Source organism: Arthrobacter sp. NPDC058127 (assembly GCF_042884555.1).
Lineage (GTDB): Bacteria > Actinomycetota > Actinomycetes > Actinomycetales > Micrococcaceae > Arthrobacter.
Window position 1 is genome coordinate 1 of sequence record NZ_JBHVTT010000003.1, and the last position, 24,110, is coordinate 24,110.

Genomic DNA, 24,110 nt, shown 5'->3' on the forward strand with positions numbered 1-24,110 from the left:
TCTCTTCACGCGTAAAACCCTTGTTATCAACGGCCATCGCCGGCTCCTTCAATCAACAGGTAATGAATGACTCACAACCAGCTTGACGATGAGGGGTGAGGGGGTGTCACGCACCGCAAAAGTGAGCGGGCGTTGGCCAAAAAGGCGGTGTAAGTGAGCGGGCGTCTAGGACTCGGCGGGCTCCTCGTAACGCGGAAAGACCGGGGCCGGGGCCGGGAGCTCCGTGCCGGGGACGATCCGAGTGGCGATGGCCGCGAACTGGCGGGCCTCGCCTTCCGGCTGTCCCAGCACCTCAAGCAGCTTGGCGGCCGACGTCGGCATGACCGGCTGGGCGAGGATCGCCACGATCCGGACAACCTCCAGCGTGACGTAGAGGACGGTGTTCATGCGCTCGACGTCGGTCTTGCGCAGCACCCACGGGGCCTGCTCGGCGAAGTACGCGTTGGTGTCACCCAGCACGGCCCAGATCGCCTCGAGGGCACGGCTGAATTCCTGCTTCTCGAAAGCGGCGCGGGCCACGTCCAGCAGTTCGCCGGCCTGGGCCAGTAGCGCGGAGTCCTCGGCTGAGAATTCGCCGGGGACCGGCACCTTGCCTTCGCAGTTCTTGGCCACCATGGACAGCGAACGCTGTGCCAGGTTGCCGAAGTTGTTGGCGAGGTCTGCGTTCATGCGGCCCACGATCGCCTCGTGGTTGTAGCTGCCGTCGGCGCCGAAGGGCACTTCGCGGAGGAAGAAGAAACGCACCTGGTCCAGGCCGTACTGCTCGACGAAATCCTTGGGAGCCACCACGTTGCCGAGGGACTTTGACATCTTGACCCCATTGTTGGTCAGGAAGCCGTGGATCATGACGCGCTTGGGCAATTCCAGGCCGGCGCTCATCAGGAAAGCGGGCCAGAAGATCGCATGGAACCGGGAGATGTCCTTGCCGATGACGTGGACGTCCGCGGGCCAGAACTTACGGAAGGCCTCCGAATCGGCATCCGGGTAGCCGACCCCCGTCAGGTAATTGGTCAGGGCGTCAACCCACACGTACATGACGTGCTTGTCGTTCCCCGGCACCGGGACGCCCCAGTCGAACGTCGTCCGGCTGATGGACAAGTCCTGCAGGCCCTGCTTGACGAAGCTGATGACCTCGTTGAAGCGGTACTGGGGGGCGCCGAATTCCGGCTGCTCCTCGTACAAAGCGAGCAACTTGTCCTGGTAGGCGGACAAGCGGAAGAAGTAGCTCTCCTCCGCGGTCCACGTCACTTCGGTGTCGGTACCGCGCGAGTAGCGGACGCCGTCGTCCTTCAGTACGGTCTCGTCCTCGGTGTAGTAGGCCTCGTCGCGGACCGAGTACCAGCCCTCGTACTTGGACAGGTAGATGTCCCCCTTGGCTTCCATCTTCTTCCAGATGGCCTGCGAAGCGGCGTAGTGATCGGCGTCCGTGGTGCGGATGAAGCGGTCGTACGAGATGCCCAAGGCAGCGTGGGCCGCCTTGTAGATTTCGGCATTCCGGTCCACGAGTTCCTTGGGCGTGATGCCTTCCTTCTCCGCGGCCTGGGCAATCTTCATGCCGTGCTCGTCCGTACCGGTCAGGAACATCACGTCGTAGCCGTCGAGGCGCTTGAACCGGGCCATCGCGTCGGTGGCGATGTACTCGTAGGCATGCCCGATATGCGGCTCGCCGTTCGGGTACGTAATGGCGGTGGTGATGTAGAACGGGGGTTTATCTGGAGACGTCACTCTACGAAGTTACCTTCTCTTGGAGATGGAAAGACCGGACCGGCCGCATGTGACGGCCGGTCCGGAGGCATCGGCGGGGCCCACGCCGCCAGGGTTCCCTGGCTGAGCTTGCGAAGCTAGGGGGCGGCTGGGGACTTGCGAAGCTAGGGGGCGGCTGGGGACTTGCGAGGCGAGGGTGGCGGTGGGGACTAGTTCAATTCAGTCAGCGTATCGCTGAGCCTGACAAGCTCGTGGTCGTGCGAGGCCACCAACACGGCAATCCCGTCACTGGTGGTGTCCTTCAGGATGCTGATGATGCGGTTTGCCGAGGTGCGGTCGAGGCTGGCCGTTGGCTCATCCACCACGAGGACACGGGTGCCCAGGATCAGGGCGCGGGCGATGGCGACACGCTGGCGCTCACCGCCGGAAAGCTGCGCCGGACGGTGGCGCATGCGCCGGCCCAGCCCCACCAGGTCCAGCAGGTCCTTCGCCATTTCAGTGCGCTGCTCCACTTCGCCGTCGGGAACAGCCGGCAACAGCACGTTCTCCAAGGCGCTCATGCCGTCGATCAAGGCACCGCCCTGGTCCACATACCCGATCAGCGCGCGGCGGCGGTCGGCGATTTCGTCATCGCCCATTTTCTCGAGGGAGTCGCCCTCCCAGAGGACACGGCCCGACGTCGGAAGCGTGAGTCCCGCGCCCACCGTCAGGATGCTGGTCTTGCCTGAGCCGCTTCGCCCGGCGACGCAGTGCATCTCACCGGCGTGCAGGGTCAGGTTGAAATCCTCGACGACGGTCACCGGCTCTGCGCCACCCTTGTCACCGCCGTAGCGGATGGTGATGTTGCTCAACTGGAGGGGCATACCGTGGTCCGCTGCCCGGACGATGGTGTTGGCGCGGGTCTGGAACGACTCGTCGGTGGATTCCGTGGTCGCGGTCAGATCGGGTTCGAGATTGTCAGTCATTTGACCACTTTCGTTGCAATGGGAATCCAGCAAATTACGGCCAACACTCCGGCCAAGGCGGCCCAAAGTGCGGCATAAGGAGCGAGCAACAGGCCCAGGCCCAGCGCCCCCAGGACGCCCAGGATCAGGGCCACGGCTCCGACCAAGGCATTTTCGAAGAATCTGACCTGCCCCAGCATGTCCGGGTTCCAGCCCATGGCCCGCAGCGTGCCGAGCTGCTCGCGCCTGGCCTGGAGTTCGAAGCGACCGGTGACCAAGGTCAGCACGAGGCCCACGAGCACCCCGGAGACCGCCAGGATGACGCTTGGCAGCGCGATGGTGGCGGAGGCGAGCCCGCTGAGGGCACTCGCTCCAGCCGCGCGCGGGATGTCGATGAGCAAGGCGATCAGGGCACCAACGGCCGCCCCGAAGACGCCCACGGCCACGGCCAGCGCCACTGAGCTGAAACGGTGCGTGACCAGTTGGCGGTACGCGAACGTCAGCGGCGAATCCACCGCGATCAGGCGTTCATCGTGTTGGGGTTCCTGGTCGACGACGTCCCGGTGCCGCAATTGCTGGGCCGCGATGTAGGCGGCAGCGCAGTAGATGAACAGCACGGATGCGGAAACAATGACCGTAGCCAGGTTCCAGCTCAGGAGGCTCAGCGCAATGCCTGCCACGGCAACGATCCCCGCACCGATACCGAACTCCTCAAGGACCCAACTGCGGATCTTCCTTTGGGTCCAGCCCATGGCGCGGAGGATCCCCGCCTCGCTGCGTCGCTGGCGGATATAGCTGACGGTGGAAGCGCCTGTCAGGAGTGTGGCCCCGCACAGCGTCAGGAAGAGGAGGGTGATGTTGGTGCCTGTCAGGGAGCCGGAAACGGCATCGGCGGCATCCTGCCGAACCCAGGACTGCTGGACGGTGCCCAGCGCGGATTCCTTGCCGGCGTCGTCCTTCGAGTATCCGGGCACGAAGATGTTGGCGTCTTCACGCGCGGAGCCGGCCACCACTGTGGCTTCGAGCCCCATGTCGCGGATCTGGGCCGCGAGCTTGTCGACCTCCGGTTGGGCTTGCTTCCAGTTGCCTGGCGCGCTGGCGCGGACCCGGATGGCATCGATCACGTTGGCGTTGGAATCGTAACCGCGCGCTGCGGCAAGGCCGTAGTAGTCGGTAATGGCACCGGCAGACTGGCTGACCAAGCCCGTGGCGCTCAGCGAGGGCTTGAGGCCCTTGGCCGCGGTGTCATTGCCCGAAGCGTCCTTCTGGAGCGTCATCGGGGCCGGGTCATAACCGCCCAAGGGCAGCTTGTTGACGTCGCCCGCCGCTTTCTGGACCTGGGCGGGATCAAATGTCCCGTAGACCATCGGCAGTGGGGTAGCGGGCTTCGATCCCGTGGCAAGGTTCTCCCGGTACGAGCGCTCGTCGACCGGCTTGCGCTGGCTCTGGTCCACCATCGCCCCGAAAGCCGATTTCTCGGGAAGCTTGTTGACCGTCACCCAGTCCCCCGGTGTGGCGGACTTGCCGACGGCTCCATTCGCGGAGGTTTCGCCGTCCTTGTACTTGGGTGCCGCGGCGAAGTCGGTGCTCCACTGGGCCGGCTGGTACAGGCCTTGGCTGAAGTTGCCCGTGTTGCCGAGCAACTGGCTGTGGTCCGTGGATCCGGGCCATTCGAGGGCGAAGGGCGACTTTGACACGAACGGCAGGTAGTCCTTGTCCAAGGAACGCGAGACAGTGCCGACGTCGTTGACGACCTTGCCCGAATCATCGATTTCCTGGATCTTGACCGAATACTTCAGATCCAATGAGGTTCCCTGCCGGACGATCAAAGGAATGGCCTGCGAGGCATCGGTGATCTGGCCGGACAGCTTTGCCTGTTGGTACTGGGTCATGAGGGGTGCCCAGTATTTGAGCTTGACGCCCATGAAATCCGGGCCCTGTTCGAGTTCCTGTTGCGTAGGGCTCTTGGCGAAGAGTTGTTCGAAGTAGCGACCGATGGCACCGGCGTTGCGGGTGTCGGCCGGCGGAGCTTTTTGCAGCGGTGCAAGGAAGTCTCCGGCCGAGCCCAAGAGGGCGCGTTCAGCTGTCGGATCGACGGCGACGACAGACTCTGTGACCTGGGGAGCCATGGGCAGGGCCACCGAAAGGTTGAAGAGGTTGTGTTCCGAACCACCGGCAGGCGCAGGGAACTTGATGCCGGTTTCCCCTGCCGGGCCGGCGATGCGGATGCTCTTGCCCCCGGCAGTCTGCTGCTCTATGACCTGCCCCTTGCCGAGCGTGCCTTCAGCGCTGGTCTGGAAGAGGGTTTGCTGGGACACTCCATCGGAGCTCACGGCAGTGGCCGTCAGGCGGTACTTTTTGGGCTGCGCGGGAAGGACGGACTCTGGCGCGGGCCAGTTCTTCGAGTCAGTTCCGGTCGGATCTCCAGCGGTGGCCCCACCAGCCAGCCCCGCGTTGTAGCCAAGGTAATCCATGGCATCAAGCCGCGGGGTTTCCAAGTTCTGCGTCACCCGGGAAACGAGGCTGATCGGCGCCGCGACGGACGTACCGCCCAGCCCACGGATCTTCTCGAGTTGCGGGAAGCTGATGCCGCCCTGGCCGTTCGCGATGTCCGGCTGGAGGAGCGCCCCGCCGTCCTTGGTGTCCGCGGACTTGGCCTGGACCAGGATGTCGTACAGGCCGCGTGAGTTCTCATCCACTGTCCGGTTCAGCGCGGCCTGCGACTGGCTCTGGATGAATACGGACAAACACATGGCGACGATCAAAATGGCCGCGGTCAACAGAAGCACGCGGCTTCGGATGAACCTCTGGACGGCGTTCATAGGGCTCCCTGAGTCCTGGATTGCGGGTGTGCACACTGCTGTCCCTGGAACCATGCCGAGGCAATAGGAATCCACCGGGTGCGTGCAAAAGATATTGGCCGGCCTGCCGCCGGTTCCGAATTTCGGACCAAGCCATTGTAGGCAGACCGGCCAATAATATGTGGCCGATGTGAACTGCGGCACACGTTTCTAGCTCAAACGGTTCGGATGCTAGTCCTCCAGGTCGACTTCACGAACCATGTCGGCACCGATGCCGGCCTTGATGGCTTCAAGGACCTGCTGCGGCACCGAAGTGTCGATCGTGAGCAGCGCCAGGACCTGGCCGCCTTCGCTCTGGCGGGCCACCTGCATGCCGCCGATATTGATGTTGTTCATGCCCAGGATGTGGCCGATGGTGCCGATGACACCGGGACGGTCCGCGTAGGAAACAACCACCAAGTGCTCGCTGATCGGGATTTCGACATCGTAGCCGTTGACGCCCACGAGCTTCTGGACCTGCTTGGGCCCGGTGAGCGTGCCGGCTACGGAAATCTGGGAGCCGTCGCTAAGGGCCCCGCGGATGGTCAGGACGTTGCGGTAGTCCTCGGCTTCCGGCGTCGTGATCAGGCGGGTGTTGATGCCGCGCTGCTCGGCGATGACGGGTGCGTTGACGTAGGAGACCTGCTCGGTCACGACGTCGGCGAACACGCCCTTGAGCGCTGCCAGCTCAAGGACCTTCACGTCCAGGCTGGAGATTTCGCCCGCGACCTCGACGTCGATCTGCGTCAGGGATGCATGGGTCAGGGCCGTGAAGATCCGGCCGAGCTTCTCGATCAGCGGGATTCCGGGGCGGACGTCGGAGGCGATCACGCCACCGGCGACGTTGACGGCATCCGGCACGAGTTCGCCGGCGAGGGCGAGGCGCACGGACTTCGCCACGGAGACGCCGGCCTTTTCCTGGGCTTCGTCCGTGGAGGCACCCAGGTGGGGCGTCACGATGACATTGTCCATGCCGAAGAACGGAAGGTCGGTGCTCGGCTCCTTGACGAACACGTCGACAGCGGCGCCGGCGATCTGACCGTCTTCCAAAGCCTCGTGGAGGGCTTCCTCGTCGATCAGGCCGCCACGGGCGACATTGACCACATAGGCCGTTTCCTTCATCTTCTTGAAGGCATCGGCGCCCAGCATGCCCACCGTTTCCGGCGTTTTGGGCATATGGATGGTGATGAAGTCCGACTTCTCCAGCAGCTCGTCCAGGGTGACGAGCTTTACGCCGAGCTGTGCCGCGCGTGCGGAGGTGATGTAGGGGTCGTAGGCGAGGATCTCGGTCTCGAAGCCTTGCAGGCGGGCAGCCACGAGCGCCCCAATGCGTCCGAGGCCGATGATGCCGATCTTCTTCTCGAACAGTTCGATGCCCGTGTACTTGGAGCGCTTCCACTCGCCGCCCTTCAGGGCGGAACTGGCCTGGGGAATGTGGCGGGCAAGGCTGAGGATGTGGCCGACCGTGAGTTCGGCGGCGGACACAATGTTCGACGTCGGGGCGTTGACCACCATGACGCCGGCCTGGGTGGCGGCCTTGATGTCCACGTTGTCCAGGCCGACGCCTGCACGCGCGATGATCTTGAGGTTCTTGGCTGCGGCAATTGCCTCGGCGTCCACCTGGGTGGCTGAACGCACAAGGATGGCGTCGACGTCGACGATTGCGGAGAGCAGCTGGGACCGGTCCGCACCGTCGGTTTGGCGGATTTCGAAGTCCGGACCAAGGGCCTCGATCGTGGCGGGCGAAAGTTCCTCAGCGAGGAGTACTACTGGTTTGGTGCTAGTCACCGGTGACCTCTTTAGCTCTCTTTTTCAGGTGGGGTTTTGGTGAAACGATTCTTTGACGACGAAGGCCGGACCCGGTATACCGGGTCCGGCCTCCATGCCGGGCGGCTTCATTTCGAGCCTATCCCGAACGGCGTTCTGTGTTGAATTGCTACGGCTCCTGCCGCGGCCTCAACGGGTGCCTTGATTAGCGGGCTGCGGAGCCTTCGACGTAGTCCTCGTCCTGCTGCTGCCAGGAGAACAGGGAACGCAGCTCGCGGCCGACACCCTCGATCGGGTGCTGCTCTGCCTTGGCGCGCAGTTCCTTGAACTCGACTGCACCGTTGTCCTGGTCGTCGATGAAACGCTTGGCGAAAGCGCCGGACTGGATGTCGGCGAGGACGCCGGCCATGTTTTCCTTGACCCGGGGGTCGATGACGCGCGGGCCGGAGACATAGTCGCCGTATTCCGCGGTGTCGGAAACGCTCCAGCGCTGCTTGGCGATGCCGCCCTCCCACATGAGGTCAACGATGAGCTTGAGCTCGTGAAGAACCTCGAAGTAGGCGATCTGCGGCTGGTAGCCGGCCTCGGTCAGGGTCTCGAAGCCGTACTGGATCAGCTGGGAGACGCCGCCGCACAGGACAGCCTGCTCGCCGAAGAGGTCGGTCTCGGTCTCTTCGGTGAAGGTGGTCTTGATGACGCCTGCGCGGGTGCCGCCGATCGCCTTCGCGTAGGACTTGGCCAGCTCCCAAGCGGAACCGGAAGCGTCCTGCTCGACGGCGATGATGTCCGGGATACCGCGGCCGGCTTCGAATTCGCGGCGCACGGTGTGGCCCGGAGCCTTCGGGGCGATCAGGATGACGTCAACGCCCTCGGGCGCCTCGATGTAGCCGAAGCGGATGTTGAAGCCGTGGGCGAAGGCAAGGGCCTTGCCTGCGGTCAGCTTGTCCTTGATGGAGTCGTTGTAGATCGCACGCTGGTGCTGGTCCGGTGCCAGGATCATGATGACGTCGGCCCATTCGGCGGCGTCGGCAACGTTCTTGACCGTGAAGCCTGCATCCTCGGCCTTGGCGATCGACTTCGAGCCTTCCTTGAGCGCGATGACAACCTCGACGCCGGAGTCGCGCAGGTTCAGCGCGTGGGCGTGGCCCTGGGAACCGTAGCCGACAATGGCAACCTTGCGACCCTGGATGATCGACAGGTCTGCGTCGTCGTCGTAGAACATTTCAGTCACTTGCGTAACTCCTCTTGAGTGGTTTTGTAGATATTGTCTGTGGTTCGGTATCGGGCTGCTACGCAGTACCTAGGACAGTGCCTAAGCGCTGCGCAAAGCCCTGTCACTCATGGAGCGGGATCCCCGCCCAACGGCCAAGGTGCCGGACTGCACTATTTCGCGGATGCCGAACGGCTCCAGCACTGAAAGCAGCGCTGCGAGCTTTTCCGGGGTACCGGTTGCCTCAATGACCACCGAGTCTGTGGAAACGTCAACCACTGAGGCACGGAACAAGTCTGCAGCTTGGGTGACCTGCAGGCGTGTCGCGGCATCCGCACGTACCTTGACCAGGATGTGGTCACGTTGCACGGAAGATTCTGAAGTCAGCTCGACAATCTTGATCACGTTGATCAGTTTGTTGAGCTGTTTGGTGACCTGCTCGATGAGGTCGCCATCGGCGTCGACGACGACGGTCATCCGGGAAATCCCGGAAACCTCGGTGGGGCCGACGGCCAGGGAGTTGATGTTGAAGGCCCGCCGGGCGAAGAGGCTGGCCACGCGGGTCAGCACGCCGGGCTTGTCTTCGACCAGAACGGACAGTGTGTGGCGGCTCATGGCTAGTCCTCCTCTTCCCATTCCGGGGTCATGTTGCGGGCAACCTGGATCTGGTCGTTCGAGACTCCGGAGGGGACCATCGGCCACACCATGGAGTTCGGGCTGACCACGAAGTCGATGACCACGGGACGGTCATTGATTTCCAAGGCCTTCTGGATGGTGGCGTCGATGTCCTCGTCCCGCTCGCAACGGAACGCGGCACAGCCGTAAGCGTCTGCCAGCTTGACGAAGTCCGGGATACGGACGGTGTCGTGGCCGGTGTTCAGGTCGGTGTTGGAGTAGCGGCCTTCATAGAAGAGGGTCTGCCACTGGCGCACCATGCCCAGCGAGGAGTTGTTGATGATGGCAACCTTGATGGGAATCTTGTTGATGGCGCAGGTGGCCAGTTCCTGGTTGGTCATCTGGAAGCAGCCGTCACCGTCGATCGCCCAGACCACGCGGTCGGGTTCGCCGACCTTGGCGCCCATGGCTGCCGGCACCGCATAACCCATGGTGCCCGCACCGCCGGAATTCAGCCAGGCGTGGGGACGCTCGTACTTGATGAACTGCGCGGCCCACATCTGGTGCTGGCCAACGCCCGCAACGTAGATTCCTTCCGGACCCGTCAGCGCACCAATGCGTTCGATGACCCGCTGGGGGGCACTGAGTCCGTCTTCCGGTTCGGTCCAACCGAGGGGGTAGGTATCGCGGAGGTTGTTCAGGAACGCCCACCAACCGTCGAGGTCCGGAGTGCCGGATTGTTCGAAAGCGGTCCGGACGGCCTCGCTCAGTTCCGGAATGATTTCCTTGACGGAACCCACGATCGGAACGTCTGCCACGCGGTTCTTGGAGATCTCCGCGGGGTCGATGTCCGCGTGGATGATCTTTGCATGCGGAGCGAAGGTGCTCAGGACACCCGTCACCCGGTCATCGAAGCGCGCACCAAGGGTGATCAGCAGATCGGACTGCTGCAGTGCGGTCACCGCGGAAACCGTGCCGTGCATGCCGGGCATGCCGACGTGCTGGGGGTGGGAATCCGGGAACGCGCCGCGGGCCATGAGTGTGGTCACCACGGGCGCTCCGGTGAGCTCCGCGAGTTCGCGCAATTCGGCCGAAGCATGCGCCTTGACCACTCCGCCACCCACGTACAGCACGGGCTTGCTTGCCGCGGCGATCAGCCGGGCAGCCTCGCGCACCTGCTTGTTGTGGCCGCGGACCACCGGACGATAACCCGGCAAATCGATCTTGGGTGGCCAGGAGAAGGTCATGGTGCCCTGCTGGGCGTTCTTGGCGATGTCCACCAATACGGGACCGGGACGCCCGGTGCTTGCAAGGTGGAAAGCCTCGGCCATGACATGCGGAATGTCGTTGGGATCCGTCACCAGGAAGGAGTGCTTGGTGATCGGCATGGTGATGCCGACGATGTCCGCTTCCTGGAAGGCATCCGTGCCAATGACAGAAGCCGATACCTGGCCGGTAATGGCCACGAGCGGCACGGAGTCCATGTGGGCATCCATGATGGCGGTAACGAGGTTGGTGGCACCGGGGCCCGAGGTGGCGATGCAGACGCCAACCCGTCCGGTAACCATGGCGTAGCCTTGGGCTGCGTGGCCGGCTCCCTGTTCGTGACGGACCAGGACGTGATTCATCTTGGAGGCCATCAAAGGGTCATAGGTGGGGAGGATCGCGCCACCGGGCAAACCAAAAATATCGTCCACGCCGAGTTCTTCGAGCGAGCGGACAATAGCTTCCGAGCCGGTCATCACCGTTGGGGGTACAACGTTGTTCGGCCCGAGTACAGGAGAGAGAGTTGCAGCATTGTCGACGACGGCGTCAGCCGGACGGTCGACCTTTTCCGGAGCTTTGGGGGCTCCAGCGGACTTTGCAGCCATCAGCGAGGGGCTGATCGGCGATCCTTTGCTCATCGGACTCTTCCTTTGGGGATCTTCAATTAGTGAAAGTTACTGCTTGGGTACTGCGTTCATGCGGTTGTTGCTAAATGCGCCGTCCCCTGTGGGAAATAAAAAAACCCCTCAGCCTTGCGGCTCTTCGAGGGGTTGCGCGTGACGGTTCGTTACCAGTCGGGCTAGGAAGCCACGCGCTTGGTAAGTACGACAGTGCCCACGGTGGCGCCGACAGTAACGAATGCGATCATGCGTTCAGTGTTCCCTCTTTGTGAGATAAGTGTCAAACGGTGAAGATCTCATCTCACTATGTGGACCCCATTGTCCACGGGTTGGTCCTACCCCCACCCTCCGGCGTGAACGCCGTCCGGCCGGGGCCCCTCGGACCAGCCCTTATTAAGCCCTGCCGCCTCCAGCGGCCTTGTCACCGCTGGAGGCACGGGCTACTTGGCGTCAGCCGCAGTACGCGCCTGTGGAGGCGCTGTGGACCAGCTTGGCGTACTTGGCCAGGACGCCCTTGGTGAATTTGGCCGGGAGGGGCTCCCAGCCGATCTTGCGGGACTCGAGTTCGGCTTCGTCCACCAGGAGGTCGAACGAACGGGCGGCTATGTCCACGCGGATCTTGTCGCCGTCCTTGACGAAGGCGATGGGTCCGCCGTCGACGGCTTCAGGCGCAACGTGCCCGATGCAGAGACCGGTGGTACCTCCGGAGAAGCGGCCATCGGTCAGCAGGAGAACATCCTTGCCGAGGCCCGCGCCCTTGATGGCGCCGGTGATGGCGAGCATCTCACGCATGCCCGGGCCGCCCTTGGGACCTTCGTAACGGATCACGACGACGTCTCCGGCCTTGATCTCGCCCTTGTCCAAAGCGTCGAGTGCACCCTGCTCGCGTTCGAACACGCGCGCGGTTCCTTCGAAGACATCGGCGTCGAAGCCGGCACTCTTCACGACGGCACCTTCCGGGGCCATGGAACCGTGCAGGATGGTGATCCCGCCGGTCTTGTGGATCGGGTTGTCCAGCGCACGCAGGATCTTGCCGTCGAGGTCCGGCGGGTTGATGGAGGCCAGGTTCTCGGCGAGGGTCTTGCCCGTGACTGTCAGGCAGTCGCCGTGCAGCAGGCCGGCGTCGAGCAGCGCCTTCATGATGACCGGCACGCCGCCGATCTTGTCGACGTCGGTCATGACATAGCGGCCGAAGGGCTTCAGGTCACCCAGGTGCGGGATCTTGTCGCCGATGCGGTTGAAGTCGTCCAGGGTCAGTTCGACCTCGGCTTCACGGGCGATCGCGAGCAGGTGCAGGACGGCGTTCGTGGAACCACCGAAGGCCATGGTGACGGCGATGGCGTTCTCGAACGCCTTCTTGGTCATGATGTCCCGGGCGGTGATGCCGAGGCGGAGCAGGTTGACCACTGCCTCGCCGGACTTGCGGGCAAAGTCATCACGACGGCGGTCTGCCGAGGGCGGGGCTGCCGAGCCCGGGAGTGACATGCCGAGGGCTTCGCCGATGCACGCCATGGTATTCGCCGTGTACATACCGCCGCAGGCGCCTTCACCCGGACAGATCGCGCGTTCGATGCGATCCAGGTCACCCTTGCTCATCTTGCCGGCAGCGCACGCGCCCACGGCTTCGAAGGCGTCAATGAGGGTGACTTCCTTCTCGGAGCCGTCCTCGAGCTTGACCCAGCCCGGCATGATGGAACCGGCGTAAAGGAAGACGCTGGCGAGATCCAGGCGGGCGGCTGCCATCAGCATGCCGGGGAGGGACTTGTCGCAACCGGCTAGCAGGACGGAACCGTCGATGCGCTCAGCCTGCATGACGGTTTCAACGGAGTCGGCAATGACTTCGCGCGAAACAAGGGAGAAGTGCATGCCTTCGTGGCCCATGGAAATGCCGTCCGAAACGGAGATGGTGCCAAACTGCATCGGGAACCCACCGCCGGCGTGAACGCCTTCCTTGGCGCCCTGGGCGAGTCGGTTCAGCGAGAGGTTGCACGGCGTAATTTCGTTCCACGAGCTCGCGACGCCGATCTGGGGCTTGGCGAAGTCGTCATCGCCCATGCCGACGGCCCGGAACATGCCTCGCGCGGGGGCGGCATGGATGCCGTCCGTTACGACCCGGCTGCGTGGCTTGATGTCCGGCTGGTTGTCTGTCGCAATTGGGGTGTGGTCACTCATGGGCACGAGTCTATGACTCTTGGACTGTGGCCAACGAACATGATCAGCGGTTAACGAGAATTCAGCGCTATTTCATTCAATATTTCATTCAAATAATGGACGGTCGTCTCGATATGTGAGATATCGGTCCCATTATCGGCTGCATCTCCGGCCGACAGGATCGCGCGAGTCCTAAAGGCCGCGAATCGATTGACTAACCTAGACAGCCTCGTGACGCGGACGTAACGTCAAATCACGACAACTGCGCCACTCGAACAGAAGGGCTCCACCCATGGAATGGTTGATCACGGTCATCGTTATCGTGTTGATCGTCGCGATTGTCTGGTGGCTCTTGAGCCGCAACCGCGCGAAGTCTTCCTCCGGCGTCATGGCCCCGTCCTCACCCTCGCCGACCGTTTCCTCTCCACAGATGGACGTCACAGCAGCTGCCTTGACGGGTTCGGCCCCTTTGGTGGCAGCGGCCGCGACCGCCGAACAAAACTTGGCCGAGTCGCGCGCGGCCGCACCCGAAGCCGAGCCCGAGCCGGAGCCGGAACCCGAGCCGGAAGCGGCAACCGAGGCGGGCGGCGTCGACGTCGACGACTGGGAGCGCCCTGTCCCTCCCCTCGAAACCGGAATGGCCGCCGAGGAAGAGTCCCCGGCGACCGGAGCCTCGGTGGAGGAGCCCGTGTTCGAGGAGCCCACGCTCTCGGAACCCGTGCTGTCCGAGGAGGCGGTTTCCGAAGCGGCGGTTTCCGAGGACGCCGGGACGGTTGCCGCCGAGCCTGAACTTGAAGGGGGCGTGACGGCAGACGACGTTACGGCGGCCGACGCCGGACCCTCCGTTCCGGCTGCTACCGGCGTTCCGGCGTCTTCGGGCACCGAACCGGCCACCCCGGAACAGTTGGCCGATAGCGCCGAGTGGGAAGCGACCTGGAGCGAAGGCGGCGCACCTGTCCCCCCCGCTCCGATTCACCACCGCGAGTACACCGACGCCCATGCTCCCACGCTTCCCGGTGCGGAATCCGCCGCTGCGGAAGCAGTCGACACTGCGGAAGGGGTGCAAGAAGACCGGACCGAGACTCCCGGCGCGGTCTCGACGCCTGAGTCAACCACCCCAGCCGAGGATTCAACCGGCGCGCCGCCGTTGGGCGGGCATCTCGCCGCCGAGCAGCCGTACGGTGAAGGCTCGGCCGCGGCCGGCGCGGACGGGAGCGGCCCAGATGGCTACACCGTCAAAGGCAACGCGGACACCATGACCTACCACGATGAAGACAGCCCGTCCTACGACGAAGTCAAGGCGGAGGTCTGGTTTATTTCGAGCGCCCACGCCGAGGCAGCAGGTTTCCGGCCGCCTCGCAGGAACCGCCGCTGAGAGCCCCAGGGACCTGAAGCCCCAGGGCACGGGCCTGGAACTCATGAATCAGGCAAAGGCGGGATCGGGGAGCATTCTCCGGTCCCGCCTTGCACTTGTCCGGACTGTGACAGCGGTGGCATGCCTCGCGGCCTTGCTGCTGAGCGCTTGCACAGGGGGCGCCCCCGGACCAGGGCCTACGTCGTCCGCGAGCCAATCACGCGCGGCCCAGCCCCCCGGCACCCAAGGCAGCGGACCGGAGTTGCTTCGGAAGCTTGACCTCAATCTGACAATCCCGTGGTCCATCGTGTTCCTCGACGACGGCACTGCGATCATCTCCGAACGGGACACCAAGCTCATCAAATCGGTCAGGAATGATCGGGCCACGACGGTCGGTGAGTTTCCCGGCGTCGTACCCGGCGGCGAAGGCGGCCTGTTGGGGCTGGCACTCTCCCCGGCATTCGCCAGCGACCGGCTGCTCTACGCCTATTTCACCGGCGAATCGGACAACCGGATTTCGCGCACCCGCCTTGAGCAGGCTGCGGACGGGCGGCTGAGCCTCGGCACACCCGAAGTCATCTTCGCCGGCATTCCGAAAGCATCGACCCACAATGGCGGGCGCATCCGCTTCGGCCCGGATGGGTTCCTCTATGTCGGCACGGGAGATGCGCAGCACCCGGAGCAAGCACAGGACCGCAATGCGCTTGGCGGCAAGATCCTGCGGCTTACCCCCGAGGGGAAGCCGGCGCCGGGCAACCCGTTCGGCAACAACCCGGTCTACAGCTACGGACACCGCAATGTGCAAGGGCTGGCCTGGGACAGCTCGGGAAGGCTCTGGGCGAGCGAATTCGGACCCGATGTCAACGACGAACTCAACCTCATCGAAGCGGGCGGCAACTACGGTTGGCCACAAGTGACAGGGGCGCCCGGCCGCGCCGGTTACATCGATGCCAAGGTGGTCTGGCCGTCGACGGCGGATGCCTCGCCGAGCGGGCTCGAAATCGTGAACGGAACTGCGTTCACGTGCGCGCTGCGCGGGCAGCGTTTGTGGACGGTACCGCTGAGCGGAGAAACGGCGGGGAATCCCGTGGCATACCTCACAGCCCAGTACGGACGACTAAGGGACGTTTCCCATGCGCCGGACGGCACACTTTGGGTCCTCAGCAACAACCAAAACCCTGATTTTGCGCTGGTCCTGAAGGCTGCCAGCTAGGGGCGCGCAGGACGCCCACGCCGATTTCACACTTCGGCAAGTGTCGTGTAGAGTTACATGTCGTTGCGGAGATCAACGAGGGAAGAAAAGCCCCCAGCTGATCGAAATCGACAAATGCACCTCTAGCTCAATTGGCAGAGCAATTGACTCTTAATCAATGGGTTCCGGGTTCAAGTCCCGGGGGGTGCACCAAAGGGAAGGACCCTTGAGCGGCAGCGGCCGCTCAAGGGTTATTTCTTTGCATCGCGGCAACAAACAATTGCACCTCTAGCTCAATTGGCAGAGCAATTGACTCTTAATCAATGGGTTCCGGGTTCAAGTCCCGGGGGGTGCACTAAAGGGAAGATCCCTGGATGGCTGAATGGCCGTCCAGGGATCTTATTGCTTTTCGGCAGGCTTCACCCAGGCCGGGCCGGGGCACCGGAGCGAGCTGCGGAAGCTTAGTTGGAAACTTCGCCCGGGGCCGCGCCTGAATCCACTGCGGCCACAATGTCACTTACAACAGCCGAGGAATGGTTGTTCGCCAGTTCGCGTACGAGTGCTTGGAGTTCCCGCCGCAGTTTGGCTGTGTCCACCGGCACCGGTGCAAGCACTTCGCGTTCCAACTGCGTGGCTAGCCCGAGGGTGCGCTCCCCCGCTTCGGTCAAACTGACCACTTGGCTACGGCGGTCGGAAATGCTGCGGGCGCGGCTGACGTGGCCGTGGGTCTCCAGCCTGGTAAGCGTCTTCCCCATTGTCTGCGCCTGAACCCGGACAATCTGTGCGAGCATCGACTGGGTGGTCGGTCCGTTGACGGCAAGAACTTCCATGACAATGACCCCGGCATGGGTCAGATCCATACCGCGCAGTTTCTCGTTCCAGGCATGCTCCACGAGGCGCGCGGCCGTGGAGAGCAGGCGCCCGGTGGGCCACCGTTCCATATCAGGCATAAGGGCCAGTATATAGACCGCCCGGCGCAGATCAGGCCGGGGTTCAATTCGTGAAGCGGCCAACTCGTCACTAAGCTGAGTGGTCGCGGACGCTAGCAAGGAGCACAAATGGCTGAACGACTCATTCCAGGCGACACTGCCCCGGACTTCACCCTCAAGGACCACACGGGTCGCGAAGTCAGCCTGGCCTCGCACCGTGGCCGCAATACGGTCATCTATTTCTACCCCGCGGCTTCCACACCGGCATGCGCCAAGCAGGCCTGCGACTTCCGCGACTCCCTCGCGACCCTCCAGGCTGCCGGTTACGACGTCCTTGGCATCTCTCCGGACACCGTGAAGGATCTGGAAAAGTTTGTGGCCGAAGAGTCACTGACGTTTCCCCTCCTGTCCGACGAAGGGCACCAGGTCGCTGACGCCTATGCGGCTTGGGGCGAAAAGAAGAACTATGGGCGCACGTACCAAGGCCTGATCCGCTCAACGATAGTGGTGGATCCGGACGGCAAGGTGGCCGTGGCCCAGTACAACGTGCGGGCCACCGGCCATGTCGCAAAACTGCGCAGGGACCTCAAACTCGATTAGTAGGCACCGCGCGGCCGCGTAGGCGAGGCTGGAACGGCCGATGCAAAACCGCGGGTACAATAGAGGCCGGTATATGACCGGGGCAGGGTAACCTGAATCCCGGTCCGGGTACCAGCACCAGCGCGAGTGGTGAAATTGGCAGACACGCAGGATTTAGGTTCCTGTGCCTTCGGGCGTGGGGGTTCAAGTCCCCCCTTGCGCACATTCAGGAAGTGCCCCGGTCATTGGCCGGGGCACTTCCGTTTCCAGCCGGGACTCAGGGCCCTGAACTAGACTGGACTGCGGTCCGGCTGCCGCGGGCCCCAGCCCGTCCAACTGCCTTGAGGGGACAAGAGTGGTAAGCAGCAAGCTTCGCCGAGTCACGCTACAAATCGGCGCAGGCCTTCTGGCCGTGGCCTTGACTTCGTGCACGGTAAGTCCTGGACCGGTACCGTCCACATCGGCCGCAGGCGGCGCTCCGGCGGAGCCGAGCAAGACCTTCAACTTTGGCACCCCGTCGATGCCCCTTGGCCTGGATCCCGCCCTGACGAACGACTCCGAGGCGTATCGCATCACGCGGCAAGTGATGGAGGGCCTCGTGGGAGTCGACTCGTCCACCGGCCAACCGACTCCCCTGCTGGCCACGTCCTGGTCGCAAGGGAATGACGGACTCAGCTACGACTTCACGTTGCGGTCGAAGGTCACCTTCCACGATGGAACCGCCTTTGACGCCGCCGCTGTCTGCGGCAACTTCAACCGTTGGTTCAACTTCCCGGCAAGCGTGCGTCAGCAGGCACCGGGCATCGCATTCAAGAGCGTCTTCAAATCCTTCTCGGACGACGCTTCGCTTTCCCTCTTCAAGAACTGCAAGGTTGTCTCTCCCGACCACGTCCAAATCAACCTGACCAAGCCCTTCACGGGCTTCCTGCAGGCCTTGACGCTGCCGGCGTTCGCAATGTCGTCCCCGAAAGCGTTGGCCGACGGCAATGCCAACGTCCTGGACAGGAAACTGTCAGGACAACCGGCGTCGGCATACGCCTCCCACCCCGTGGGCACGGGCCCCTACGTTTTCTCCTCCTGGGGCAAGGACCGCATCACGCTCACCAGCTACAAGGGCTACTGGGGCGACCGCGGAGAGATAGCCACGGTCAACTTCATTCCGTTCGACTACCCGCAGGCCCGGCTCCAGGCCCTGCTCGCCGGAACCATCGACGGATACGACCTTGTCACCGCCGGCACCTTCGACCAACTGGTCAAGAAGGGCATGCAAATTGTCCAACGGGATCCGTTCTCCGTGATGTACCTCGGGATGAACGAGTCCGTGGCGCCCCTCCAGAACCTTGGGGTGCGCCAGGCAATCGAGATGGCCATCGACAAAGACACCCTCATCCACAAGTTCTTCATCGACAACACCTCACCGGCGTCCCAATTCGTTCCCCCCAAGCTAAGCGGCTTCAACAACAACGCACCGTCCTTGGGATACGACCCGGACAAGGCCAAGCAACTGCTCGCCAAGTCCGGCTATAAAGGCGAAGAGCTCAAGTTCTACTATCCGCTCAATGTCACGCGTGCCTACCTTCCCACTCCGGAGAAGATCTACGCGGAGATCAGCGCAGAGCTCACCGCCATCGGGCTGAACATCAAGCCCGTACCGGTGAATTGGGATGACGGCTACCTCCAGAAGGTCCAGTCCCCGGGTGACCATGCGCTCCATTTGCTCGGTTGGAACGGCGCCTACTCTGACCCGGACAATTTCGTGGGCACCCTCTTCGGAGAGAACAACGGCGAGTTCGGCTACAGCGATCCACAGGTGTTCTCAAAGATCGACCGGGCCCGGGGACTCCCCGACGGCGCCGACCGCAACTCCCAGTACCAGACCATCAATGCCCAGATCGCTGCGACCGTCCCTGCAGTACCCATCGCTTTCCCAATCTCGGCTTTGGCCCTTTCCGACCGCGTCGAGAAGTACCCTGCGTCGCCTGTCTTAAACGAAGTTTTTACAAACGTTCGCCTGAAGTCTTGACGTCCCGCCGCAATTTCAGTTATGTGCCCACGCGGGGATATTCTGTGACAGCCAGTGCCGCCGCTATCGGAGATAGATCGTGACCTTCATTTCCAAGACACACCACGCTGACGTCGTCCTTATTGGGGGCGGGATCATGAGCGCAACCCTGGGTGCGTTCATCAAGCAACTCGAACCCAGCTGGACCATCTCCCTCTTTGAGCGACTCGACGAAGCCGGCCTGGAAAGCTCCGGACCGTGGAACAACGCGGGAACCGGGCATGCAGCGCTCTGTGAGCTTAATTACTCGCCCGCAGCGAAGGACGGCTCGGTTGACCCGTCCAAGGCCCTCCACATCAACGAGCAATTCCAGCTCTCCCGCCAGTTCTGGTCCCACCTTGTGGACAATAAGTTGATCGGCTCCCCCAAGGGCTTCATCAACACCGTTCCCCATATGAGCTTCGTCATCGGCGACAAGCACGCAGACTTCCTCAAGACCCGCTACGAGGCACTCAAGCCCAACACGCTCTTCCGCAGCATGGAATACACGGAAGACCAGGCACAGATCGCCAAGTGGGCCCCGTTGATCGTCAAGGGCCGCGACGCCAAGCAGCGCGTCGCCGCCACCCGCGCAGCGGAAGGCACCGACGTCGACTTCGGCGCTTTGACCCGCGAGCTGACCGGCTACCTCGCCGACAACGGCGTTGAAGTCAACTATGGCCACGACGTCACCAACGTGAGCAAAGCCTCCGACGGCGGTTGGGACCTTTCGCTCAAGCACCCCGCTTCCGGCGAGCACGGCCAGATCCACGCCAAGTTCGTCTTCGTCGGCGCCGGCGGTGGAGCACTCCACCTGCTCCAGGCATCGGGCATCCCGGAAAGCAAGGGCTACGGCGGTTTCCCGGTGTCAGGGCAGTTCTTCCGCTGCACCGACGAGGCCATCGCCGGCCAGCACAGCGCCAAGGTTTACGGCCAGGCCTCCGTGGGCGCCCCGCCCATGTCCGTGCCGCACCTTGATACCCGCTACGTTGACGGCAAGCGTTCACTTCTTTTCGGCCCGTACGCCGGTTTCTCCACCAACTTCCTCAAGACGAGCAGCTACCTTGACCTGCCGCTGTCCATCCGCCCCAGCAACATCATCCCGATGCTTGCGGTGGCCAAGGACAACATGGACCTGACTGCGTACCTGATCAAGGAAGTGGCCAAGCGCCACGACGCCAAGGTGGAGTCCCTCCGCGAGTACTACCCCCAGGCCGACGGCGGCAACTGGGAGCTCATCACCGCAGGCCAGCGGGTGCAGATCATCAAGAAAGACTCCAAGAAGGGCGGAGTGCTGCAGTTCGGCACCGAAGTCATCACGGCTCGTGACGGCTCCATCGGAGCACTGCTCGGCGCATCTCCCGGCGCATCCACCGCCGTCCCCATCATGATCGAGATGCTCCAGCGGTCCTTCCCGAAGAACTTCAAGGGCTGGCAGTCCAAACTCAAGGAAATGATGCCCGGCTACGGCGTCAAACTGAACGACAATCCGGAACTTGCGGCCGAGCTGGAAGCGAGCACCTCCCGTTCTCTCCAACTTGAGCCTGCAAACGCCGTCCAGCACTAGTAACCGTCCGGGCTGCGGCCGGTTCGAGACAAGAAACAGACCGTAGATCCCAGGAGACAGTGCAATGTTCCGTCTGGCAAAACTTTCACTGGCGAACAGGGCACTGATCGCGCTGATCACCGTCTTCGCGGCGGTGTTCGGCGTGATCACCATGTCGTCCCTCAAGCAGGAGCTCATTCCTTCGATCGAGTTCCCGCAGATCTCAGTGATCACGGCCATGCCGGGCGCGTCACCGGAAGTTGTCGACAAGCAACTCAGCCGCCCGCTCGAAACAGCGCTGAACAGTGTCGAGGGCCTGGAATCGACCACGTCGACGTCGCGGAATGGTGTTTCGCAGATCACCATGGTGTTTACGTACGGTTCGAACCTGGACCGCGCACGGAACCAGATCGATCGCGCCATCTCCAACGCCAAGCGCGTGCTGCCCGCCGACGTCGAGCCCCGGTCTTTTGCGGGCAGCATCAGCGACTTCCCGATCGTGTACCTGGCAGTGTCTTCGGACAAGCCCCTCAGTGAGCTGAATACAGAGCTGCAGCGCTTGAGCGTGCCCCGACTCCAGAAACTGGATGGGGTCCGCGGCGCCGAAGTGACAGGTGGAGCCACCCAGCACATCCTGATCCAGCCCAAAGCCCAGGCCATGGCCGCGAACGGCGCCACAGTCCAGTCGCTCACGAGTGCCCTCAAGAACAACGGGACGCTGGTCCCGGCCGGAACCATCGATGATCAGGGCAAGACTCTCTCCCTGCAGATCGGCAGCCCCGTGGACTCCCTCGACGTCATCAAGGGCCTGCCGCTTACCGGGGCGAAGGCCGGTACCACAATCGGCGGCGTTGCCGACGTGAGCATCCAGGACGACGCCGCAACCTCGATTACCCGGACCAACGGGAAGCCGACGCTCGCCCTGTCCATCACGAAAAAGCCCGACGGCGACACGGTCGCCATTTCGCACGCCGTCAAGGATTCCATTCCGCAGATGGAAGCCGAACTCGGCTCCAATGCGCACTTTACGCCGGTGTTCGACCAGGCCCCGTACATCGAAAAATCCATCAAGGACCTCACCACGGAAGGCCTTCTTGGACTTGGCTTCGCGGTGGCGGTCATCCTTGTGTTCCTGATGTCCGTGCGCTCCACGCTCGTGACGGTCGTCTCCATTCCGTTGTCGCTCCTGATCACGTTCATTGGAATATCGGCGACCCACTACTCGCTCAACATCCTCACCCTCGGCGCGTTGACCATCGCGATCGGCCGCGTGGTGGACGACTCGATCGTGGTGATCGAGAACATCAAACGGCACCTCAGCTATGGTGAGCACAAGCTCGGGGCCATCCTCAATTCCATCCGGGAAGTTGCCGGTGCGATCACGGCGTCCACCCTCACCACGGTTGCCGTCTTCCTGCCGATCGCCTTTGTGGGCAACCTGGCGGGTGAATTGTTCCGGCCCTTCGCCCTGACTGTGACCATCGCCCTGTTGTCCTCGTTGCTCGTGTCCCTCACGATCGTTCCGGTGCTGGCGTACTGGTTCCTCAAGTCTTCATCGCCGGCCGCGGACGCGGAGGACGTGCGTGCCGCGGAAGACGCCCGAACCAAGGCGCACGAGGCCGAGCAGCGCAGCCGCCTGCAGCGCGGGTATTTGCCCATCCTGCTCAAAACCCAAAAGCACCCGGTCATGACGATCGTCGCCGCCGTCCTGGTGTTGGGCGGAACCGCTGCCATGTCCCCGCTGCTCGCCACGGACTTGCTCGGTGACTCCGGCCAGAACAGCATGACCGTGCGCCAGGTCCTTCCTGCCGGCACCAGCCTGGCGCAGACCGGCGCCGCCGCGGCGCAAGTGGAATCGGTCCTCCGCGGGATCGACGGCGTCAAGGACGTCCAGGTCACTTCGGGCAACGCCCAAACGGGTTTCGCCGCGCTCACCTCAAGTGGCGCTTCCAACTCGACGTTCACCGTGGTGACGGACGACAAGGCTGACCAGCAGAAACTGCAGGACACGGTCCGGTCCCGGCTCGCGGGCGCCGCGGCTGCCGGGAAGGTCACTGTTGGCGCGCAGCAAGGTGGTCTGGGCACCTCTTCCAGTGTGGACATCACCATCAACGCCGCCAACTCGGCGGATCTCAAGACCGCGAGCGACGCCGTGGCGAAAGCCATGGACGGCGTGCCCGGGAGCGCCGAGGTAGCCACCAACCTGGATGCCAGCCAGTCCGTGGTCCAGGTGAAGGTCGATCGCGCCAAGGCCGTCGCCGCCGGGCTGAACGAGGAGCAAGTTGCCGGCGTCCTGGCGTCCACGGTCAGCCCCATCCCCGCAGGCACTGTCCGCATCGACACCACGGACTTCCCGGTGCAGATCGGCGAAGGCACGCACTTCACCAGCATCGCCGACGTCAGGGGCATCAATCTCCCGACGCCGGCCGGGCCCGTCCCGCTGTCGAGCATCGCGTCGGTGGAGCAAGTGGACACTCCGGTATCCATCACCAGCAGCAACGGCCAGCGGAGCGCGAAGGTGACCGTCACGCCGTCGGGCTCCAACCTTGGTGCCGTCAGCACGGCAGTCAGTGAACGGCTCGCCTCCGTGCAGCTGCCGGCAGGCGTTACCGCTACGATCGGCGGCGCCACGTCGCAGCAGGCGGACTCGTTCCGGCAGCTCGGCCTCGCGCTCCTGGCAGCCGTCGCCATTGTCTACGTCATCATGGTGGCCGCGTTCAAGTCCCTCATCCAGCCCCTCATCCTCTTGGTGTCCGTGCCTTTTGCGGCAACGGGCGCCATCGCTTTGCTCCTGGTCACGGGTGTTCCGCTCGGACTGCCTTCCCTGATCGGCATGCTGATGTTGGTGGGAATCGTCGTGACCAATGCGATCGTCCTGATCGACCTCATCAACCAGTACCGCAAACCACACGATGGCCGCCCGGGAATGAGCGTGGCGGATGCCATCACCCACGGCGCCAGGCAGCGGCTGCGCCCGATCCTCATGACGGCGCTTGCTACCGTATTCGCGCTGACGCCCATGGCTTTGGGCCTCACGGGCGGCGGCGGGTTCATTTCCCGCCCGCTCGCGATCGTTGTCATCGGTGGCCTTGTTTCGTCCACGGCTTTGACGCTTGTCCTGGTGCCCGTCCTCTACAAGCTGGTCGAGGGCCGTCGGGAGAAGAAGTCGCTGCTCAGGGCACTCACGCAACGCCCCGACGTCGTGAAGGACGGCATCGCCGGCCATGGCGCGGGCGACCACTTGGACTGGACCACCGGAATGATTCCCAAAGTCTCGGGCCGCCGATCCACTTCCAGCCCCGCCGAGTAGGGCGACACACCGGGAACAAAATGATGCCGTACCCTGTTGCAG

At 63.4% G+C, this 24,110-nt stretch carries 15 protein-coding genes and 3 tRNA genes; 9 read left to right on the forward strand and 9 right to left on the reverse strand.

All coding sequences use genetic code 11. The features are described 5' to 3' along the window. Positions 1-165: 165 nt before the first annotated feature. The 8 genes from metG to ilvD all read right to left on the reverse strand — a co-directional run bounded on the left by metG (position 166) and on the right by ilvD (position 13,138). Complete coding sequence (metG, locus tag ACFVTG_RS06175) at positions 166-1,725, reverse strand: methionine--tRNA ligase (protein WP_390278957.1); 1,560 nt, start codon at positions 1,723-1,725, stop codon at positions 166-168. Positions 1,726-1,913: 188 nt separating this feature from the next. After that, a complete protein-coding gene (locus ACFVTG_RS06180; protein WP_078108578.1) occupies positions 1,914-2,669 on the reverse strand; it encodes an ABC transporter ATP-binding protein in 756 nt (251 codons plus the stop codon). Continuing rightward, on the reverse strand, positions 2,666-5,470 hold the full coding sequence (locus ACFVTG_RS06185) for an FtsX-like permease family protein (protein ID WP_390278959.1): 2,805 nt from the start codon (positions 5,468-5,470) through the stop codon (positions 2,666-2,668). The genes ACFVTG_RS06180 and ACFVTG_RS06185 overlap by 4 nt, the downstream gene beginning before the upstream one ends. A 210-nt stretch (positions 5,471-5,680) precedes the next feature. Next, on the reverse strand, positions 5,681-7,276 hold the full coding sequence (gene serA, locus ACFVTG_RS06190; protein ID WP_390278961.1) for a phosphoglycerate dehydrogenase: 1,596 nt from the start codon (positions 7,274-7,276) through the stop codon (positions 5,681-5,683). Between the two features lie 184 nt (positions 7,277-7,460). Continuing rightward, complete coding sequence (gene ilvC, locus ACFVTG_RS06195) at positions 7,461-8,486, reverse strand: ketol-acid reductoisomerase (protein ID WP_078108575.1); 1,026 nt, start codon at positions 8,484-8,486, stop codon at positions 7,461-7,463. 81 nt (positions 8,487-8,567) lie between these two features. Next, a complete protein-coding gene (gene ilvN / locus ACFVTG_RS06200; protein WP_028264679.1) occupies positions 8,568-9,080 on the reverse strand; it encodes an acetolactate synthase small subunit in 513 nt (170 codons plus the stop codon). A gap of 2 nt (positions 9,081-9,082) precedes the next feature. Beyond that, a complete protein-coding gene (locus ACFVTG_RS06205) occupies positions 9,083-10,984 on the reverse strand; it encodes an acetolactate synthase large subunit (RefSeq protein ID WP_284751163.1) in 1,902 nt (633 codons plus the stop codon). A gap of 432 nt (positions 10,985-11,416) precedes the next feature. Next, positions 11,417-13,138: a dihydroxy-acid dehydratase gene (gene ilvD, locus ACFVTG_RS06210; RefSeq protein ID WP_284751164.1), complete on the reverse strand. Its 1,722-nt coding sequence runs from the start codon at positions 13,136-13,138 to the stop codon at positions 11,417-11,419. A 271-nt stretch (positions 13,139-13,409) separates the two neighbouring features. Between ilvD and ACFVTG_RS06215 the strand changes: the two genes are divergently transcribed. From ACFVTG_RS06215 to ACFVTG_RS06230, 4 genes are all read left to right on the forward strand, one after another. Then, entirely contained in the window at positions 13,410-14,492 is a 1,083-nt protein-coding gene (locus ACFVTG_RS06215; RefSeq protein WP_390278964.1) for a hypothetical protein, read from the forward strand. Between the two features lie 43 nt (positions 14,493-14,535). Then, entirely contained in the window at positions 14,536-15,684 is a 1,149-nt protein-coding gene (locus ACFVTG_RS06220; RefSeq protein WP_390278966.1) for a PQQ-dependent sugar dehydrogenase, read from the forward strand. 116 nt (positions 15,685-15,800) lie between these two features. Next, positions 15,801-15,876 (forward strand) — tRNA-Lys (locus ACFVTG_RS06225). A 69-nt stretch (positions 15,877-15,945) separates the two neighbouring features. Continuing rightward, positions 15,946-16,018 (forward strand) — tRNA-Lys (locus ACFVTG_RS06230). Positions 16,019-16,124: 106 nt separating this feature from the next. On the opposite strand, the gene ACFVTG_RS06235 is transcribed toward ACFVTG_RS06230, so the two are convergent. After that, entirely contained in the window at positions 16,125-16,613 is a 489-nt protein-coding gene (locus ACFVTG_RS06235) for a MarR family winged helix-turn-helix transcriptional regulator (protein ID WP_284751167.1), read from the reverse strand. 108 nt (positions 16,614-16,721) lie between these two features. On the opposite strand from ACFVTG_RS06235, the gene bcp reads away from it, so the two are divergent. From bcp to ACFVTG_RS06260, 5 genes are all read left to right on the forward strand, one after another. Then, on the forward strand, positions 16,722-17,192 hold the full coding sequence (gene bcp / locus ACFVTG_RS06240; protein WP_390278968.1) for a thioredoxin-dependent thiol peroxidase: 471 nt from the start codon (positions 16,722-16,724) through the stop codon (positions 17,190-17,192). Between the two features lie 120 nt (positions 17,193-17,312). Continuing rightward, positions 17,313-17,394: transfer RNA gene (locus tag ACFVTG_RS06245), tRNA-Leu, on the forward strand. A 132-nt stretch (positions 17,395-17,526) separates the two neighbouring features. Continuing rightward, positions 17,527-19,194 (forward strand): ABC transporter substrate-binding protein, encoded by a 1,668-nt coding sequence (locus ACFVTG_RS06250; protein WP_284751169.1) that lies wholly within the window; start codon positions 17,527-17,529, stop codon positions 19,192-19,194. Positions 19,195-19,273: 79 nt separating this feature from the next. After that, positions 19,274-20,779 carry a malate:quinone oxidoreductase gene (locus tag ACFVTG_RS06255; RefSeq protein ID WP_390278970.1) on the forward strand — a complete coding sequence of 502 codons (1,506 nt, stop codon included), beginning with the start codon at positions 19,274-19,276 and terminating at the stop codon, positions 20,777-20,779. Positions 20,780-20,843: 64 nt separating this feature from the next. Beyond that, positions 20,844-24,068 (forward strand): efflux RND transporter permease subunit, encoded by a 3,225-nt coding sequence (locus tag ACFVTG_RS06260; protein ID WP_390278972.1) that lies wholly within the window; start codon positions 20,844-20,846, stop codon positions 24,066-24,068. The last annotated feature ends 42 nt before the right edge of the window (positions 24,069-24,110 follow it).

Coding starts and splice junctions, on each gene's coding strand:
- ACFVTG_RS06220 (WP_390278966.1), top strand. CDS start 14,536: ATGAATCAGGCAAAGGCGGGATCGGGGAGCATTCTCCGGTCCCGCCTT.
- ilvN (WP_028264679.1), bottom strand. CDS start 9,080: ATGAGCCGCCACACACTGTCCGTTCTGGTCGAAGACAAGCCCGGCGTG.
- ACFVTG_RS06185 (WP_390278959.1), bottom strand. CDS start 5,470: ATGAACGCCGTCCAGAGGTTCATCCGAAGCCGCGTGCTTCTGTTGACC.
- ACFVTG_RS06235 (WP_284751167.1), bottom strand. CDS start 16,613: ATGCCTGATATGGAACGGTGGCCCACCGGGCGCCTGCTCTCCACGGCC.
- ACFVTG_RS06205 (WP_284751163.1), bottom strand. CDS start 10,984: ATGAGCAAAGGATCGCCGATCAGCCCCTCGCTGATGGCTGCAAAGTCC.
- ACFVTG_RS06180 (WP_078108578.1), bottom strand. CDS start 2,669: ATGACTGACAATCTCGAACCCGATCTGACCGCGACCACGGAATCCACC.
- ACFVTG_RS06215 (WP_390278964.1), top strand. CDS start 13,410: ATGGAATGGTTGATCACGGTCATCGTTATCGTGTTGATCGTCGCGATT.
- bcp (WP_390278968.1), top strand. CDS start 16,722: ATGGCTGAACGACTCATTCCAGGCGACACTGCCCCGGACTTCACCCTC.
- ACFVTG_RS06260 (WP_390278972.1), top strand. CDS start 20,844: ATGTTCCGTCTGGCAAAACTTTCACTGGCGAACAGGGCACTGATCGCG.
- ilvD (WP_284751164.1), bottom strand. CDS start 13,138: ATGAGTGACCACACCCCAATTGCGACAGACAACCAGCCGGACATCAAG.